Here is an 18,946-nt window from a genome sequence, read left to right as displayed (position 1 = left end):
AAAAAGCAATTATGGATAATCAATCGAATGACATCAGCAAATGCCCATTTCATAATGGGAGCATGGATAAGGAAGCAGCAACAGGCACAAAAAATCGTGACTGGTGGCCAAAGCAGCTAAAAGTAAATATCCTGAGACAGAATTCAGCTTTATCAAATCCGATGGATAAGGATTTTAATTATGCTGAAGCATTTAAAACTCTTGATCTTGAGGCGGTAAAAAAAGATTTACATGAACTCATGACTGATTCACAAGATTGGTGGCCCGCAGATTTTGGTCACTATGGAGGTCTTTTTATCCGAATGGCGTGGCATAGCGCTGGAACTTACAGAGTACATGACGGACGCGGTGGAGCAGGAGCAGGACAACAGCGTTTTGCGCCGCTTAACAGCTGGCCAGATAACGTAAGCCTTGATAAAGCCAGAAGATTATTATGGCCGATAAAACAAAAGTATGGTCAAAAAATTTCTTGGGCAGATTTAATGATCTTAACTGGAAATGTTGCTTTGGAATCAATGGGCTTTAAAACATTTGGTTTTGCAGGAGGAAGAGCAGATGTATGGGAGCCAGATGAATCAGTTTATTGGGGTTCTGAAACTACATGGCTTGGAGGTGATGAACGTTATAAAGATGGTTCTGAAGGTGTGCCAAAAGATCATGGAGTTGTATCGTCAGATGATGATGCAGATGGTCATATTCACAGCAGAAATCTAGATAAACCTCTTGCCGCTGTACAAATGGGGCTTATATATGTAAATCCGGAAGGTCCAGACGGAAATCCAGATCCTATTGCTGCGGCAAAAGATATTAGAGATACTTTTGGACGTATGGCAATGAATGATGAAGAAACAGTAGCATTAATTGCGGGAGGACATACTTTTGGTAAAACTCACGGTGCAGCTTCTTCTGACCATGTTGGTAAAGAACCAGAAGCAGCAGATTTAGGACTTCAAGGTTTTGGATGGAAAAATAGTTTTGGTTCAGGTAAAGGTCCTGATGCCATTACAAGTGGACTAGAAGTAACATGGACAACAACTCCAACACAATGGAGCAATAACTTCTTTGAAAATTTATTTGGTTTTGAATGGGAACTTTCTAAAAGTCCTGCAGGTGCACACCAATGGGTAGCTAAAAATGCTCCAGAAATTATTCCTGATGCTTTTGATGCTAATAAAAAGCATTTGCCAACAATGCTTACTACTGATTTATCGCTGAGGTTAGATCCAGAATATGAAAAAATATCACGACGCTTTTTAGAGAATCCAGATCAGTTTGCTGATGCCTTTTCACGTGCATGGTTTAAATTGACACATCGTGATATGGGACCACGTGCACGCTATCTAGGACCAGATGTTCCGCAGGAAGAATTATTGTGGCAGGATCCTATTCCAGAAGTAAATCATAAATTAATAGAGGAGAATGATATTGCTCAGCTAAAAGAAAAAATATTAAATACCGGATTAAGCACATCTCAATTGGTTGCAACAGCATGGGCTTCGGCTTCTACTTTTAGAGGATCTGATAAACGTGGTGGTGCAAATGGAGCACGTATAAGACTACAGCCGCAAATTGACTGGGAGGTCAATAACCCAACGCAGCTTAGACAGGTTTTAAACCAATTAGAAACTATACGCGTAGAATTTGACAATGCTCAAATCGATGGAAAAAAAGTTTCTCTGGCAGATTTAATAGTTTTAGCAGGTGCTGCAGCAGTAGAAAAAGCGGCGAAAGAGGCAGGAAGTACAGTTGTTGTACCTTTTACTCCAGGTCGTATGGATGCATCATCAGAACAAACAGATGTTGAATCATTTGGATATTTGGAGCCTAAAGTAGATGGTTTTAGAAATTATAGAAAAACTAAATCACCAGTTTCAACAGAAGAACTTCTTATTGATAAAGCAAATTTATTAACCCTTACAGCACCTGAACTAACGGTGCTTTTAGGAGGATTACGCGTGCTGGACATCAATACAGATGGTTCAAAAAATGGTGTATTTACACATCGTCCGGGAAAATTGACGAATGACTTCTTCATAAATCTGCTTGATATGAATACACAATGGCAGGCTGTTTCAAATGATAAAGAGCTGTACGCAGGAAATGATCGCGCAACAGGTCAGCCAAAATGGATTGGTACACGCGCAGATCTTGTTTTTGGTTCTAATTCAGAATTAAGAGCTGTAGCAGAAGTGTATGCAAGTACAGATGCACAAGAAAAATTTGTAAACGATTTTGTTGCAACATGGAATAAAGTAATGAATTTAGATAGATTCGATTTAGTGTAAAACAAAAAATTAATTTTACAATTGCCCCCAAAAAGTTTGCTGCTTATTGGGGGCATTTTTTTATAAAAAAAATTAAAACAGCTATGATTTAACCTTCCGTGCGCTTAGAGCCTTTAATTTTTTGTTAAGCACTTTTTTATCATTCAAACCTCAAAAAAAGCTTTTTTATAAGAGAAGGATTATTATAAAAGAGAGACCATTCTATTTTTTACTTCAAATACTTCATAACCTTATTTTACAGGTAACTTTTAGTTTCAAATGTTAATAATATGTTTCGTTTTAAGACCGTTTTATTAATGTAAACGTAACCTTTTCGACCTACCCTCATCTTTAATTTTGAAGACATATAAAAAGAACCTAATACTTTGTATATGTCATTTTTGAAACAACACGAACATTATCAACACGAAATCAGAAGAAATGCTGCAGACTGCATTTTTCATTTGATTATTCATGCCAAAATAATGTACAATGTATAAGAAGTTTACAGACGAAGAACTTGTCGAACTATTAAGAAACGGCAAAGACAAAGCTTTTGATGAACTCTATTTTAGATATCGAGACATACTTGTTCGATTTGTATACCTCAGAATGAAATCTGTAGCAATATCAGAAGAAATTGTTCAGGAAGTTTTTACCAGTATCTGGGAACGACGCAAGACAATTGTCATTCAAAAAAGTTTTGCGGCTTATATCTACACTTCGGTTCGTTATATGACATTAGATTATATAAAATCTCATACAGTTGCAGACCAATATGTACAAGAAGTTTTGGATAGAAATACTGTTTCGTACGGCAGTCATAATGCAACAGAAGATTCTATTTATTACGACGAACTGCAAAAAGCAGTTGATAAGGCAGCAATGCTACTTCCTAAAAAATCAAAAGAAGTTTTTATTCTAAGCAGGGTAAAACATTATACCAATAAAGAAATCGCTGAGGAACTGAATGTTTCAATCGAAACGGTAAAGTATCATATTACTTATGCGCTCAAATTTATGCGCACTTATTTGGGCGAGTTCAATTAAAAGTGAAATCAAAATTAAGGTTTCTTTTTTTTCTTAACAGAAGCGTAACCTTGCGCACCTACCGAAAATTACAATTCCAAAGACATACTATTAAAGACATAAAGAAATTATAATGCCTGATAAATTAAGACAAGAAATAAAACATTTTTTAGAAGGAAAGTATTCTCCAAAAGGACAAGAAATGTGGAATAAATGGTACGATCGTACTGATGATTTTTTTGAAAACATGGAAATGATACAGTCAGATCGTTCGAAACTAAAAAAAGAGTTACGTCAAATTAAGAAAACCAATAATGTTATTGCTCTTCAATATAAAAACTGGGCGGTTGCTGCCTCTTTGGTTTTTCTAATCGGATTATCAGTGTTTTTTTATCAGTCATCACATTCAATTGAAAACACACAATTAGCGGTAAAACTTGGCGAACATGCTCAAATAAAATTGAGTGACGGAACGCAGATATGGCTGAATGCCGGAAGTGTTTTAAAATATCCAAAAGAATTTAAAGGAGATACAAGAGAAGTATATCTCTCTGGTGAAGCTTTTTTTGATGTAGCCAAAGACAAAAAACATCCTTTTATCATTCACACCAATAAAATGGATACCAAAGTTCTGGGAACCAGTTTTAATGTACAGGCATATCCAGACCAAACAACCCAGGAAGTTTCAGTTTTAACTGGAAGAGTGAACGTGAAATCTACCGTTACAGAAGAGAATGTGTATGTAACTCCTGGCCAAAAAGTGGTATTTAAATCACACAACAATAAGCTTCAGGCTTTTAAAGATATTCCAGTGAATACAATTTCACTATGGCGAAAAAATATTATGGTTTTTGAAGATACGCCTCTGCCCGAAGTTGTTGCCACAATTAACCGCAATTATAATGTGGCTATCGAAATCAAAAATCAAAAATTAAATGCTTTAAAGATAAGCGCCTATTTTAAAGAACTGCCTGCCGATCAAGTAATTGGATTGGTGTGTAATATCATCAATGCCGATTATAAAATGGATTCGGGTATTTATAAAATAGAGTAATTCTTCAGCACATTAAAAATAAACTACGTAGCATCCTAAATAAACAAAAACAATCAACTAAATCTAAAAATTATGAATGAAAAACAAATGCGGTATGCCGTAAATTGTCAGAGCTTAAGGACAATAGGAACAAAATTATTCCTGTTTATGGCTTTGTTTTTTGCGACGCTGACAGTAAACGCCGGGAATGTTGACATTAACAAAAGAGTAACTTTAAAAGTTGAAAATGAAAGTATAAAAAATATTTTTCAAAAAATTGAAAATCAGGTCGATGTGCATTTTATGTACGAAAGCAGCCAAGTCAATACCAATCAAAAATTAAGTTTAAAATTGAGTAATGTAACGCTGGAACAAGCGTTGGACAGAATTTGCGGTGCAGCACTTCGATATGAAATTGTGAGTAATAATATCGTTATCAAAAAAAATCAAAAAGTAGCAGCGGCAGATCAGAATAAAATAATTGTTTCAGGAACTGTTTTTGGAGGAGATGATAATATGCCGTTACCAGGCGTTGGAATCAAAGACAAAGGTTCTGATGCAGCTGCAGCTACAGATTTTGACGGAACTTTTAAAATGGAAATCAACGCAGCCGAAGCGACTCTTGTTTTTTCATACGTTGGTTATATTACACAAGAAGTAAAAGTTACCAGCACACAAACCATTACAGTAAAACTGGCAGCTGATGTAAAACAACTTCAGGAAGTAGTTGTTATGGGTTACGGAAGTGTAAAAAAGAACGAAGTTCTTGGCGCTGTAGGATCTGTTTCTATGAAAGAAACTTCTAGCAGAACGTATAACAATGCTGCCGAATTACTGCAGGGAACAGTTGCTGGTGTAACGGTTATTAATGATGGAGGTGATCCAACATCTTCGCCAACAATCAATATTCGCGGTATAGGATCTTTAAATGCTGAAACTCCGTTAATTGTTCTAGACGGAATTATTTATAGTGGTTCTTTAAACACTTTAAACCCAAATGATATTGCTTCAATAAGTGTTTTAAAAGATGCGGCTTCTGCGGCAATTTACGGTGCGAGAGCTTCTGGAGGTGTAATTTTAATTACTTCTAAAAAAGGAATTTCAGATCGTATCAATGTAAATGTAAACTATCAGGGAGGTTTTCAAAATGTAGCGAAAAAATTAGAGGTTCTAAACGCTGCAGAATATGCTGATGCTATGAATCTGGCAAGAGATAACGCTGGATTACCAAGAATTCCTGCTTTTGACACTGCATTTGAACCAACAGCAAGAACTACAAAAACAAACTGGATGGATGAAATTTTCCGTACAGGAGAAATTCAAGATCTGTCTCTTTCTGTAAACGGAAAAACAGAAAAATCTAATTTCTTTCTTTCTGGAAGTTATAGAAAAAACGAAGGTATTTTGTTAAACACATACGGAGAACGTTATACAGTAAGAGCAAATTCATCTTTTAAATTGGCCGATAATTTCACAATTGGGGAAAATCTTTCATACTCGTTAACTGATGGTCAAACTGCTAATACTTCAAGTTCGTATACAGGAGCAATTCAAGCAGCGATTTTGTATCCGCCAAACGCGACGATTTACAGAGAAGATGGTTCTGGACAATTTGGCGGTGTTCCTGAAAAATATATTGGTTCTTACGGAGATGTTATCAATCCAGTGGCATATTTAAAAAGATTAGATAACAAAAATCCAATTTCTACCATTTTGATCAATCCTTATGCAGAATGGGAAATTGTTCCAGGGTTAAAAGTAAAATCAAACTGGGGATATACCAGAATTCAGGATAATGCAACAGATTTCACAGTAAAAGTTACTGAGCCAGGAAAAATATTTGATTTCAATAGACTGACTCTAAAAAATATGACAATTACTGATTTATTGAGCGAGCAGACTATTTCTTATGAAAAATCATTCGGAAAACACAACCTTAAAGCTTTAGCCGGATATACGTATCAAGAAACTAAAAGAAATTTCTATACAGTTGAAGGAACTGGATTTGACAACGAAGATCCATCACAGCGTTATTTATTAAATGCAAAATTAATTCAGCAGACAGGGGCAGGTTTATCAGATGAAATCATTTCTTCTTATGTAGGAAGATTAAATTATGACTTCAATCAAAAATATTTATTCTCAGGAATTGTGCGTCGTGACGGAACTTCAAAACTTTTACAAGACAACCGCTGGAAAGTATATCCTTCTGTTTCTGCAGGTTGGTTAATTTCTGAAGAAAGTTTTATGAAAGGTCTTGAGCCAATTGTAAGCAATTTAAAATTACGTGCAAGCTGGGGACAAATTGGAAATTTAGGAAACCTTGGACCATATCAGTTTAGTGTGCCATTATCACAAACTCAAGCTTTAATTGGAGCAACTCCATCTATTAATTACGGTTATGCAGAAAGCGAATTATCAAACCCTAATTTAAAATGGGAAAGCTCTGAGCAGACTAATATTGGTTTAGATTTTACAATGCTAAATAATAGTTTAGTTGGATCTGTTGATGCTTATGTGAAAAAAAATAAAGACATGCTGGTTCGTGACCAACTGCCAGGTGTTTCTGGAACGCCGCAAGGAAGAATTGTAAACTCTGGAGATGTTGAAAATAAAGGTATTGAGGTTAGTTTAACGTATCAAAAAACAAAAGGCGAATTTAAGTTTGACGTTACAGCAAACGCTGGATTCTTAACCAATAAAATTGTCTCTATTAAAGACGATTTGACTTCGCTTGAACCCTTAAACTTAAGCAGAGTTCGTAGTTTACCTTTAGCAAATATCTATCAAGTTGGAAGTCCTGTTGGTGCTTTCTACGGATATGCAACAGACGGATTATTTCAAAGTGATGCAGAAGCAAAAGCGTATGTAAACAAAAATGGTGTGGCCTATCAGCCAAATGCTGTTGCAGGAGATATTAGATTTAAAGATGAAAACGGCGATGGTGTTATCAATAACAGCGATAGAGTAGTATTAGGAAGTCCTTTTCCAAAAACAACTTACAGTTTGAATGCTAATTTTAGGTACAAAGGATTCGATATGAATATCTTTTTTAACGGAGCTGCCGGAAATAGTGTTTTCAACGCTGTAAAACATACAGGTTTAAATGCTTCTTTCCCAGGATATAACTTATTGGCAGAGTCTAAAGATGCTTGGTCTCCAACCAATACAAACACCAATGTTCCGGTTCTATCTTCAACAGACAACAATAATAACTTCGGACGTATCTCTGATCTTTATATCGAAGATGCTTCTTTCTTAAGATTGAAAAACGTTTCGATTGGTTATACCGTAAAAGAAAGCTGGCTGAACGGAAAAGCAAAACTTAGATTCTTTATTTCTGGACAAAACTTATTTACAATTACTAAATATTCTGGAATGGATCCTGAAGTTGGTCTTAAAAACTTCGGAATGGATTTAGGTAAATATCCACTTTCACGTATTTACATGACAGGTGTTAATGCAACTTTTTAAAAAATAAAAAATAATTAAAATGAAAAAAATAAGTCTTTTATTATTGAGTTTTGTGCTTTTAATGGGCACTTCGGCTTGTGAAAGTGAACTTGATGTTGTACCACAGGGGGCTCCTTCAAGCGGAAATTTCTGGAAAACTCCAGCAGATGCAAAGGCAGGAGTAAACGCAATATATGCTTTGTATTCTGATGATAATATGTATGGCCGTGGTTTTTTCTGGCTGAATAATGCAAGTGATGATATCGGAACCAAACCAAGACAAAACGCAGAGCGTATCAAAAATTTTATTGTTGACGGAGCAGAATCGGATACAAAAGATATTTGGAGAATTCACTATGAAATTATGAAACGCTGCAACGATGTAATTCGCAATTTGCCAAATATTCCTTTGGATGAAAGTACAAGAAACGGAATGCTGGGAGAAGCTTATTTTAATCATGCCGTAATGCATTTAGAATTAGCATACCATTATGGAGACGATCGTGCAGGAATTCCAATTCAGGACAGAGAAAATCCAACAAATGTGTATGTGCCTCGTGCTAAAAACGTTGCAGAAAACTACGCTTACATTGCTGCAGATTTAATTAAAGCGGCCGATTTATTACCATACTTTGACCAGCTTACGCCAGACAATTACGGACGCGCTCACAAAACTGCTGCATGGGCTTATTTAGTTCGTACGTATTTGTATGCAAAAGATTGGGACAACGCTATAAAATATGCCAACATGATTGTGGCAAGCGGTAAACACAAACTGCTGGACAATTTTGAAGACGTATTTAAAATCAGCAATAACTGGTCAGCAGAATATATTTGGTCTGTTACTTCAAGTGCAGAAAATACTTCTTTAGGATCTATTTTTCCTGGAGTTTGTTTAGAAGATAAAGGATGGGGAGTTTACAACGGATGGGGAAATTTCTATCCAACAAAAGAATTGTTTGATACTTATGTTCCAAACGATAAAAGACGCAGTGCTACGATTTTACAAAAAGGAGATAAATTCATGTATTTTGGAGAATTGGTAACTTTTAATGAAGGAAACCACGTGGTGAGTTCAAGTAATAGAACAGGTTATCAGTTTAAAAAATACATGGAGCCATTCAGCTATCCAAAAACAACATCGGGCGGAGTTGATATTCGTTATGTAAATGCAAACGGAGACAAACCTTCAACGGCTTTAAACGTACCTCTTTTACGTTATGCAGATGTGATTTTAATGTTAGCGGAAGCGAAATTAATGAAAGGGCAGAATGCAGATACAGAAATCAATATGATTCGCCGCCGCGCAGGTCTTACAGATCTTTCAGGAGCTACTTTAGTTGATTTAAAAAGAGAAAGACGCTGCGAATTAGCAGGTGAGTGGACAGACCGTCACTTCGATTTAGTACGTTGGGGAGATGCAAAAGAAACGTATGCCAAACCATTACACCATTATGATGGAAGCGTAATTTATCCAGCTCGTAATTTTAATCCTGCTATTCACCATGTTTGGCCAATACCGCCAGATGAAATCGCAGTAAGCAAAGGAGCTTTGACTCAAAACCAAGGCTGGTAATCAATAATTTCATTGTGTTTTTTTAGTTTTTTTACGCTGCAGTCTTTTTTGTCGGGAGGCTGCGGCCGTAAAAAATTAATAAAACCATTTTTTATTTTCATACAATTCAAGAAGTAACCTACCACTTTTTGTTATTTAATTTATTTTCGATGAAAAAAATAATCACCCTTTTTTGCCTTCAGTTTTTCCTTTTCGCGCAGGCGCAGGAATACAGTTCTTCTAATATTCATTCTCATAACGATTACGAGAGTAAATTACCATTTTATGGCGCTTATTCTAATGAAACCGGTGTTATTGAAGCCGATGTTTTTTTGGTGAATAACGAATTGTTTGTAGCCCACACTTCAAAAGAAATTGCAGCTCACAACACACTTAAAAGCATGTATTTGGAACCGCTTTCTTCTAAATTAAAAACTTTAGAAGGAAAGGCATACCCAAGCGGCAAACCTTTAATTTTAATGATTGATATTAAGTCTGATGCCGATGCGACTTTGAAAGTTATTGCACAGCAGTTAAAGACTTTTCCAGATATTATTTCGAATAAAAATATAAAAGTGGTCATTTCTGGAAATAGACCTTTACCTTCAAAATGGAATGAATATCCAGATTTTATTTATTTTGACGGAAGATTAAACGAAAATTACACGCCAGATCAATTAGCGCGTGTAGAAATGATCAGCGAAGATTTAAAAGAAATCACCGTTTGGAACGGGAAAGGAGTTCTAACGCAGGCAGATTCTGAAAAAATTCAAGCTATTATCAAGAAAGTTCACAATCAAAATAAAAAAGTAAGATTTTGGGCAACGCAGGACAACGTAAATACTTATATGACGTTGATGAATTTAAAAGTTGATTTTATCGGAACAGATAAAGTTACTGAGCTGACTCAGTTCATTAATAACATTAAAACGACATTTTACCAAAACACAGAATTTCATCAAGCTTACGTTCCTAAAAATGCATTTAAAAGTAAACGTCCTAAAAACGTTATTCTTTTAATTGGCGACGGAATGGGATTAACTCAAATATATTCTGGTTACACCGCAAACAAAGGACAATTGAGTTTGTTTAACATTCCAACTCAAGGATTTTCTATCACCAAAGCTTCAGATAGTTACATTACAGATTCTGCTGCTGGAGCAACTGCAATGGCAACTGGACATAAAACCAATAATCGTTTTATTAGTGTTGACGAACAAGGAAAACCGTTGGAATTGATTACACAGCAATTGATTAAGAAAAACTATAAAACGGCAATTATTTCAGCAGGAAATATTACAGATGCTACGCCGGCGGCTTTTTATGCACATCAGCCGGAAAGAAGTTTGAGCGAACCAATCGCAAATGATTTCTTGGCAAATCCTTCTGATATTTTAATTGGCGGAGGTCAAAATGAATTTAAATCCAGAAAAGACGGTAAAGATTTGTCTAAAGTTTTAATCGAAAAAGGATATACATTTTCAGATAGTTTTGCCAGTTTAGATACCATCAAAAACAATCGATTTGTAGTTTTAGAAGATAAAGCAGTCGTTTCTATGAAAAATGGGAGAGGAGATTTTCTAACTAAATCTTTAGCGAAAGCAACAAGCACTTTTTCAAAAACTAAAAATCCATTTTTTATCATGGCAGAAGGTGCGCAGATTGATTACGGCGGGCACCAAAATAATGTTGAATATGTTGTTCGTGAAATGCTGGATTTTGATAAATTAGTTGGACAAGCAATGGAATTTGTAGATAAAAATCCAGAAACTTTATTAATCGTAACCGCAGATCACGAGACAGGTGGATTATCATTGATTGATGGAAGTATCGAGAAAGGTTACGTTCACGGAAGTTTCAGCACAAATGATCATACCGCAGTTCCAGTTCCTGTTTTCGCTTATGGACCAGGAGCAGATAAATTTATGGGAGTTTATCAAAACACAGCGATTTATCATAAGATAATGGAATTACTTTCTGCGAAATAAGATTTTTTTATTGAGATATAAAAGGGCGGTTGATTTTCTTCAAACGCCCTTTTTTAATGAATGACCGAACAAAAAAGGCTGCCCAGAGAGGACAACCTTTAATGACTAATAAAATAAAAATGTATCCTAAAGTTTTACTTTCCTGATTCGATTTCAGGGCTCATAATAACTTCGACACTGCTAGAACTATCCAAAACGTGCTTACTAAACTGCTGAATAGTTTTTTGATTAATTTTAGAAATTAAATTTTTATATTCCTCATCCGTCGAAAACGGAATCTGATTTAATGTGCTGTTATAGATTGTTGTATTCCAGAAAGAATTGGTTTTAAGCGATTCTTCTCGGTTTTTTAACAAAGCTTTTTTAATATCTTCCAAATCATTTGCATTGACTGGATTTGATTTTAAGTCGTTTATTTCTTTCCAGACAATCTGCATTAATTTTTCCTGTTTGTCAGGATTACAGTCAAAAGTGAGAGCCAGACTGAAAGTTGGTTTAGGAATCAATTCCAGATTTCCGCCAACGTTTACACCGTAACTGCCGCCTTCTTCTTCACGAATGGTCTGCAAGAATCGTTTTGATAACAGTTCTCCGATGATATACATTGTCAAGGCATTTTCTTTACTGTATTCTGTTTTTCCGGTTAAGTTTAAATAAACGGTTGCTTTTGCAACTTCCATAGGACGTTTGAAATGAACTTGGGTCTTTCCTTTTTTAGGCTCAAAATTATGATCCACATAATTTTCCTTTAAGGCTGGATTGGAGTTGATATTTCCGATGTATTTCTGAATTAATCCTAATGCGGAATCTGGAATGTTTCCAACAAAAATAAAAGTAAAATCACCGGCATTTTTAATTCTGTCACGGTAAATGTTTTCGGCTTTTTTCAGATCAATAGATTCAAGAAATTTTTCATTGAAAATAAAAGTACGGGCATTATGATTTGAATTTGCTAAATCAATAGAATCTTTAAAGACACTTTCATTATCTTTTTTAATAGTTTCCAGTCGGTTTTTATATTGGTCTTTTAGGATATTGAAAATATTTGGATCAAAACGCGGCGACTCAAAAGAAAGATAAACCATTTGCAGCATGGTTTCGAAATCGGCTTTATTTGAACTTCCTTGGAATCCCTGTGTATTTTGACCAATAAACGGTGCGGCCTGCGCAACTTTTCCGGTCAGTTTTTCTTTTAGACCAATATTATCGAAATTACCTAGACCTGAAGATCTTGCAATTGTTGTTGCAATTTCAGCAGAAGCGAGATCTTCTGTCTTAATTAAAGATTTACCTCCTTTTGAAAATGCTGAGAAAATAATCTGATCTTGTGAATAGTTTGTTGGAAGTACAATTATTTTAGCTTCATTTTCTAAAATATAACCTTTTGCGTCCTTAACTCCAGCTATTTCAAATGTTTTTTTAATTGCAGCAGGTTTTAGTTCCTTATCAATTAACGGCGCGTTGTTTTCTTTTTTAGTGTAAGGTTCCAAAGTCATGTTTTCGACTTTTTTCATTACGCTTACAACAGCTTCTTTTGTTGGAAAATCATTTTTATCCTGATCTGAACCAGTAACTAAAACCACTTGGTTTGTTGGTTTTTGAATGGTTTTCGCATAAGCATTCAATTCCTCTAAAGAGATACTTTTTATAATCCCAACAATTAATTTATAATCATCTTCAGGGGAAAGGAATGGCTTAGCTTTTAAGAAATAATTGGTCAGTTTATCTGCCCAGCTGTCGTTGTCAACTTTATCTTTATTGTTTATAAAATCATCATAAGAGCTTATGAAAATCTTTTTAGTTCGATCTAATTCTATTTGAGAAACACCAAAACGCTTTAGGCGCTCTGTCTCTGTATAAGCTTCTTCAAATGCCTGGATTATTTTTCCTTTTTTGGCTAAAGCCGAAATATTAAAAGAAGTATTTAATCTTGAAATAGGTTCAAAATAGGTTTTTAAGTTTAAAGCACCACTTTGATTTTTTAAAAGCAATTCTTTGAAACGATTGTTTAAAATGCTGGTGTAAAATGAGTTCATTACGTTTTTACGCGTAACGATGCTGTCTTTTAATAAAGGCTCGTCTAAGACATATTGAAGTGTAATGGAAGAAGAAGATGCTTCTTTGTCTGACGCCGTGCCAAAATACAATTCATCGTGTTTTGGAATATTAAAGTAGGGGCGGGAAACTGCTTTTTTTGCCAGTGGAATTCCTGAAAAAATGGTCTTCACTTTTTGTTCCATTGCTTTTACATCAATATCACCAACAATGATTACAGCTTGTAAATCTGGGCGGTACCATTTTTTATAATAGTTTCTCAGTTCAGGATATTTGAAATTGTTGATGATATTTAAATCGCCAATAACATCTCTTTTACTGTATTGCGAACCTTTGTATAAAACGGGATCTGTCTGCATTTTTAAACGAAAATCACTTGTTCTTCTGGTTCTCCATTCTTCTCTGATTACACCTCTTTCAGCATCGATTTCGGCATCAGTTAAAGACAGCGATCCTGACCAGTCATGCAGCACCCAAAGTGTAGAATCGATTAGTTTTTCGTTGCTGACAGGAACTGTGCTGATATTATACACTGTTTCATCCTGAGCAGTATAAGCGTTGATGTCTTTACCAAAACTTACTCCGTTCTTCTCTAACATTTTAATGATCCCTTTTCCTTTAAAATGTTCTGTTCCGTTAAATGCCATGTGTTCCAGAAAATGTGCCAATCCGTTTTGATTGTTGTCTTCTAGAATGGCACCTACATTTTGAACAAAATAAAAACTGGCTCTGTCTTTTGGTTCTTCGTTGTGGAGAATATAATATGTCAGCCCATTTTTTAATTTTCCGGTTGTCACATTTTTATCCAGCGGAATGTTGGTTTTGAATTGGGAAAATGCGCCTTGAAAAGACAAGGCGAGAATACCAATGATGATATTTTTTTTAGTGTTCATTTTGATATTTTTTATCTTCTGTTTCTTCTAATCAGTATGAAAGCAGCACTGAGTATAATCAATAAAGGAAACAGTGCAATAAATACAATTTTACTCATGAAAACCTGATTGGCATTTACCGTTATTTTTTTATCGATATTTTCAGGTCGAGTGGTGTCTATAGGAAATTCATAATTGGTAAACCAGCTGAAGATATCAGTAAAAAACTGAAATGTTCCTGATCCGCCTCGGCTTAATTCGGCATTACCCATAAAATCGGCATCTCCTGCCACAATTATTTTTTGTGATTTACCATTTACATTTCTGGTTAAAGCTATAGCAAGCGGAACAGCAGTTACAGCAGGTTGTTTTTTCAAATCTTCAGGAATTGAAGTAATTCCAGTCTTTGCTTCCCAAGCCGGCTGTGTGTTGGTTTTTAAAAGCGGTGTCACTTTAAAACCAACGTCTTTTACCATTTTAATCCCACTGCTTCCTAAAAACGGAATTGGATTGTTGTCTTTGTTTTTAGTTAATTTGATTACAGTCGAATCAATATTTTTTGAAACTTCAGTAACTAAATAATCTGGCGAATTAGTTTCACTTTCTTGAACTAGAGCTTGTTTGGTAAAACTTAAACCCAACTTATCTGTTACAGCGGCCAAAGCAGAATTCGTTTCAGGTTCAGCCAAAAGCATTACATTTTTTCCCTGATCGATGTATTTATTGATGCGGTCTACAGCACCTTGGCTCAATTGCGTTTTCGGATCGGCAATGATTAAAATTGTGGTTTGTTCTGGAATATTCTGCGCATTAATATCTACAGAAGAAACATCAAATCCTTGATTGATAAGTGAATATCTGAAAGTGATTTCATTAAAACCAGTTTTGTAATTTTTATCTCCAATTTTATCAACGCTTCTTTCCATGTTGCCGGTTGCAAAAACGATTTTAGGAGCAGGAACGACCAGACGTTTTAAAGAGGCGGAGATTTCTTTTTCCATAGGAACCTTAAACATATCGTCATACATTCTTAAGAATGTTTTCTTACCGTTATATTCAATAGTTCGTACAACTCTATTCTGCTCAGGTTTTAAATCTACAACCTTTTTAATCTCTTCTGGAGAATAAAGTTTTTTTAGCTTTAAATCCTGTGTTTCGATCATTTTCTGCGCAAGCTCTTTGTCGTTTAATCCAGGGTTTTGAGCATATAGAGCTTCATTGTTTGAAGTATCATAATAATACACATATTCCATTTCCATCTGTGGTATAAAACGGGTGTATTTTTCAAAGCTTGCTATATCTGAATTTTGAGAGTAAGGCATCGCCATATAATAGTTGATGTCTAGTAAGTTTACATAAGTAGTTAACTTTATAGGGCCGTCTATTTTTTTGACAATATCTAAACTGGTTTTTGTTAATGTTCTGTCTTTTGTACGCGTCATATCTTGATACAGCGTAAGAGAAGCTCTGGAAGTAATATAGCCAAATGATAAAACAATTGTGACTAGTAAAGTATATTTTAAAACTCTTTTTGAGATTGTTTGTGCGTCTCTTCCTGTCTGTAGTTTATAGATGCTCAATACTATAAAAAGACTGCTTACCAAAATAAAGTAGATTACATCTTTACTGATGATAAGACCTTCCAGCATTTCATTTGCACGTCCGGAGATAGAAAGGAAATAGGTGATGTCTTTTACAACTTCAACATCCTGCCAAAGTTTGCCGATGAAATTTAAACCTGCCAAAACTACCAAAGTACTGATCGCAGCCACAACCTGATAAGAAGTGAGGCAAGACATAAAAAGCCCGATTGCGGCATATGTACAAACCAATAAATACAAACCAATAAGACCTGATACGGCAAATTTTAAATCTAAATTTTCAATAGAGAAGTACGCAATACCAACCTGTAATCCTAATATCACAATGAATAAAAGACAGTAAGCAGCGATAGCTAAATATTTACCAAGTACAATATCTTTAATTTTAATTGGCGAAGAAAGTAACAGTTTGATCGAACCGCTGTTAATTTCGCGACTTACTAGTCCCATTGTTAAAAGCGGCACATACAAGTATAAATAATTCTGCATTTCTGTATATAAACCATTGAAGCCTGAAAATGTAATCTGAGTTAAGTTGCCAAGACCCTCTCCAATTTTTTGTGCTTTTTCAAAACGTTCAATAGAGTTGAAAAATTTCCAGCTGGACTGGATTGAAAATATTACTAAAACAACCCATGCGACAGGTGAGTAAAACATAGTGTTGAGCTCTGTTTTAGCAATTCTATATATTGTTTTCATTTGTTTGTTTTTTAAGAAGGAATAGCGTTTTTAGAAGGTGCTTTTTTAGATAATTGTGCGAAGATTTCATCTAGAGAAACTTTTTCGAATTGAATTTCACGTAATTTCCAATTGTTATGAACACTTAACGAAATGATTTTTTCGGCAACTTCCTGAGTTCCGTCAAATGTTATCTGCACTTTTTTAGGAGAAAGAAAAACGGCATCTGTCACTTCTGGAATAGCTGTTAAAGATTCGACTTGCGGTGGATTTTCAAAACTTGCTGTCAATTTATCTGCTTCGATGTAGTTATTGAAGGCATCAAGCGTATCGGCAAAAACCATATGTCCGTTTTCAATCATCCTGATATCCTGGCAGGTTGCCTGAACTTCGGATAAAATATGAGAAGAGAAAATAACGGCTTTATCTTTTGATATTTTTTTGATTAATTTTCTAACTTCTAAAATCTGGTTAGGATCAAGTCCGTTTGTTGGTTCATCTAAAACTACTAATTTAGGTTCGTGAATAATAGCTTGAGCAATACCTACACGTTGTCTGTAACCTCCGGATAAGTTTCGAATTAATCGGTGGCTGAAATGTGAAATACCGCATTGTTCCTTGGCTTTCTCTAAAGCATTTTTTAAATCTTCTTTTTTTACATGACGCAGTTCCGCACAGTGAATTAGATATTCATCTACCGTTAGATCTAAGTGCAAAGGTGGTGTCTGCGGTAAAAAACCAATTAATTTTTTGGCTTCAACCGGGTTTTCCTTTAGATTTATTCCATCAATAAAAATATTGCCGCTTGTTTGGTTTAGCACGCCGCAAAGAATATTCATTGTAGTTGATTTTCCAGCTCCATTAGATCCTAAAAGACCTAAAATTCTATTTTCTTTAATTTCAAAACTTATATTTTGTATTGCCCAATCCTTACTGTATTGATGCGACAAATCCTCAACTCTTACAATTGTTGTTTCCATAGTGTTTTTAAAATCGCAAGAATGTATTTTTGTTGAAAGTACATTCTTGCGTTATTTTTAATTTTTTAGTATCCTTTATTTTGGATTAAAAAGGGATTAGAACGAATAGCAGGTTCTGGTATTGGATATAAATTATCTGTAGTTTTCCAGATTTTATCAGATAAAACAGAGAGGGTTTCATCTAGTTTGCCAGTTCTTTTAAGGTCCAGCCATCGATGTCCGTTTTCTGCAAAGAACTCGCGTTGTCTTTCAAGAGCAATTAAGTCTAGCAACTGATTTACATCTGTTAAGGTAGTATCATTTAATAAGGCTCTATTTCTAAGAACATTAATATCCTGCTGGGCACCTATAATATCATTTGATCTTACTCTGGCTTCGGCTCTAATTAAATACAGCTCTGCTAATCTTAATACAGTAGAGCGTTCTACAGGAGAATCACCAAATCCGTTGTGATATTTATAAGGTGCGATACCTAATAATACGCCGGCTCCATTTGTAATATCAATTGTCCAATTTGTTTTTCTGGCGTCACCAGTTTCAAAGAGCGAATTGCCTTTTCTCAGCAAAAAAGTACCACCGGTTGTAAATACAGAAGATCCTTCGTATGTGTAATCAACATTAAAGTAAGGTATCTGTAATATAGCTTCATCATTGTCTGCAATAAACGGACTGTTATCATCTCCCAGATCAGTAATTATTTTGTAAGTTCCTGTCTGGTTTATTACTGTAGAGGCATGAGCAGCGGCTTCAGTCCATCTTCCTAAATAAAGATTTACCCTTGCCAATAAAGTTTCTGCAGCCCATTTTGTAGCTCTAATTCTTTCTTGGTCATAATCTTTGTAATCCGTTGGAAGATCTTTTGACGCATCTGTTAAATCAAGCAAAATTTGTGCATAAACAGTTTCTTGCGGAGATTGCGGCAACAGTGCAGATACATCTACATTTGTAGTCAGTACTAAAGGCACATTTCCCCAAAGATTAGTCAGATAAAAATAACAATACGCTCGTAAAAATTTTGCTTCTGCAATCCATCGCTTGCTTTTCACATCATTAAGAGAAGTACTTTTAGAGATTCCTTCAATTACGTTATTTGCGTTATAGATAGTTTTATATAATTCGCCCCAATTACCATTTATAGTTCCGTCGGTTTCTGGGATTTCATTAGAACTGTAAACATTGGCAATACCAGCTGCTGGCACCAATTCATCAGCAGTTTCTCCAAGAATAGAATGCACTCTGTTATAATAAAAATCTGTAACCATACTTTGGTAGATTCCGTTTACAGCGGCTTCAGCAGTTGCTTCTGTAGAGTACACATTTTCTGATGATAATTGATTACTAGGGATATCAACATCAAGAGCATCGTCACAGCTCGTAATTCCTAGCAAAAGAAAAAATGAAAATATATAGGTATATTTATTTGAAATATTTTTCATGA

Annotated in this window: 10 protein-coding genes; 6 read left to right on the top strand and 4 right to left on the bottom strand. The window is 35.1% G+C overall.

Annotated elements, in window-relative coordinates; all coding sequences use genetic code 11:
* Positions 1-11: 11 nt before the first annotated feature.
* The 6 genes from katG to ASE40_RS07865 all read left to right on the top strand — a co-directional run bounded on the left by katG (position 12) and on the right by ASE40_RS07865 (position 11,322).
* Positions 12-2,285: a catalase/peroxidase HPI gene (gene katG / locus ASE40_RS07890; protein ID WP_057116402.1), complete on the top strand. Its 2,274-nt coding sequence runs from the start codon at positions 12-14 to the stop codon at positions 2,283-2,285.
* A 471-nt stretch (positions 2,286-2,756) separates the two neighbouring features.
* Positions 2,757-3,314: an RNA polymerase sigma-70 factor gene (locus ASE40_RS07885; RefSeq protein ID WP_057116401.1), complete on the top strand. Its 558-nt coding sequence runs from the start codon at positions 2,757-2,759 to the stop codon at positions 3,312-3,314.
* Positions 3,315-3,426: 112 nt separating this feature from the next.
* Positions 3,427-4,347 (top strand): FecR family protein, encoded by a 921-nt coding sequence (locus tag ASE40_RS07880; RefSeq protein WP_057116400.1) that lies wholly within the window; start codon positions 3,427-3,429, stop codon positions 4,345-4,347.
* A gap of 72 nt (positions 4,348-4,419) precedes the next feature.
* On the top strand, positions 4,420-7,800 hold the full coding sequence (locus ASE40_RS07875; RefSeq protein WP_057116399.1) for a TonB-dependent receptor: 3,381 nt from the start codon (positions 4,420-4,422) through the stop codon (positions 7,798-7,800).
* Between the two features lie 19 nt (positions 7,801-7,819).
* Positions 7,820-9,355 carry a RagB/SusD family nutrient uptake outer membrane protein gene (locus tag ASE40_RS07870; protein WP_057116398.1) on the top strand — a complete coding sequence of 512 codons (1,536 nt, stop codon included), beginning with the start codon at positions 7,820-7,822 and terminating at the stop codon, positions 9,353-9,355.
* Positions 9,356-9,504: 149 nt separating this feature from the next.
* On the top strand, positions 9,505-11,322 hold the full coding sequence (locus ASE40_RS07865) for an alkaline phosphatase (protein ID WP_057116397.1): 1,818 nt from the start codon (positions 9,505-9,507) through the stop codon (positions 11,320-11,322).
* Positions 11,323-11,456: 134 nt separating this feature from the next.
* Here the strand turns inward: ASE40_RS07865 and ASE40_RS07860 are convergent, their stop codons facing one another.
* The 4 genes from ASE40_RS07860 to ASE40_RS07845 form a co-directional block, all read right to left on the bottom strand.
* Positions 11,457-14,270 (bottom strand): M16 family metallopeptidase, encoded by a 2,814-nt coding sequence (locus ASE40_RS07860; RefSeq protein WP_057116396.1) that lies wholly within the window; start codon positions 14,268-14,270, stop codon positions 11,457-11,459.
* Between the two features lie 11 nt (positions 14,271-14,281).
* The gene (locus ASE40_RS07855) at positions 14,282-16,549 is read right to left on the bottom strand and encodes a Gldg family protein (RefSeq protein WP_082586777.1); all 2,268 of its coding nucleotides are present in this window, start codon (positions 16,547-16,549) and stop codon (positions 14,282-14,284) included.
* A gap of 11 nt (positions 16,550-16,560) precedes the next feature.
* Positions 16,561-17,508 (bottom strand): ABC transporter ATP-binding protein, encoded by a 948-nt coding sequence (locus ASE40_RS07850; RefSeq protein ID WP_057116394.1) that lies wholly within the window; start codon positions 17,506-17,508, stop codon positions 16,561-16,563.
* 65 nt (positions 17,509-17,573) lie between these two features.
* Entirely contained in the window at positions 17,574-18,944 is a 1,371-nt protein-coding gene (locus ASE40_RS07845) for a RagB/SusD family nutrient uptake outer membrane protein (RefSeq protein WP_057116393.1), read from the bottom strand.
* Between the last annotated feature and the right edge of the window lie 2 nt (positions 18,945-18,946).

This window comes from Flavobacterium sp. Root935, from assembly GCF_001429295.1.
In the GTDB taxonomy this organism is placed as follows: domain Bacteria; phylum Bacteroidota; class Bacteroidia; order Flavobacteriales; family Flavobacteriaceae; genus Flavobacterium.
This window is presented reverse-complemented; position numbering and strand designations above follow the sequence as displayed.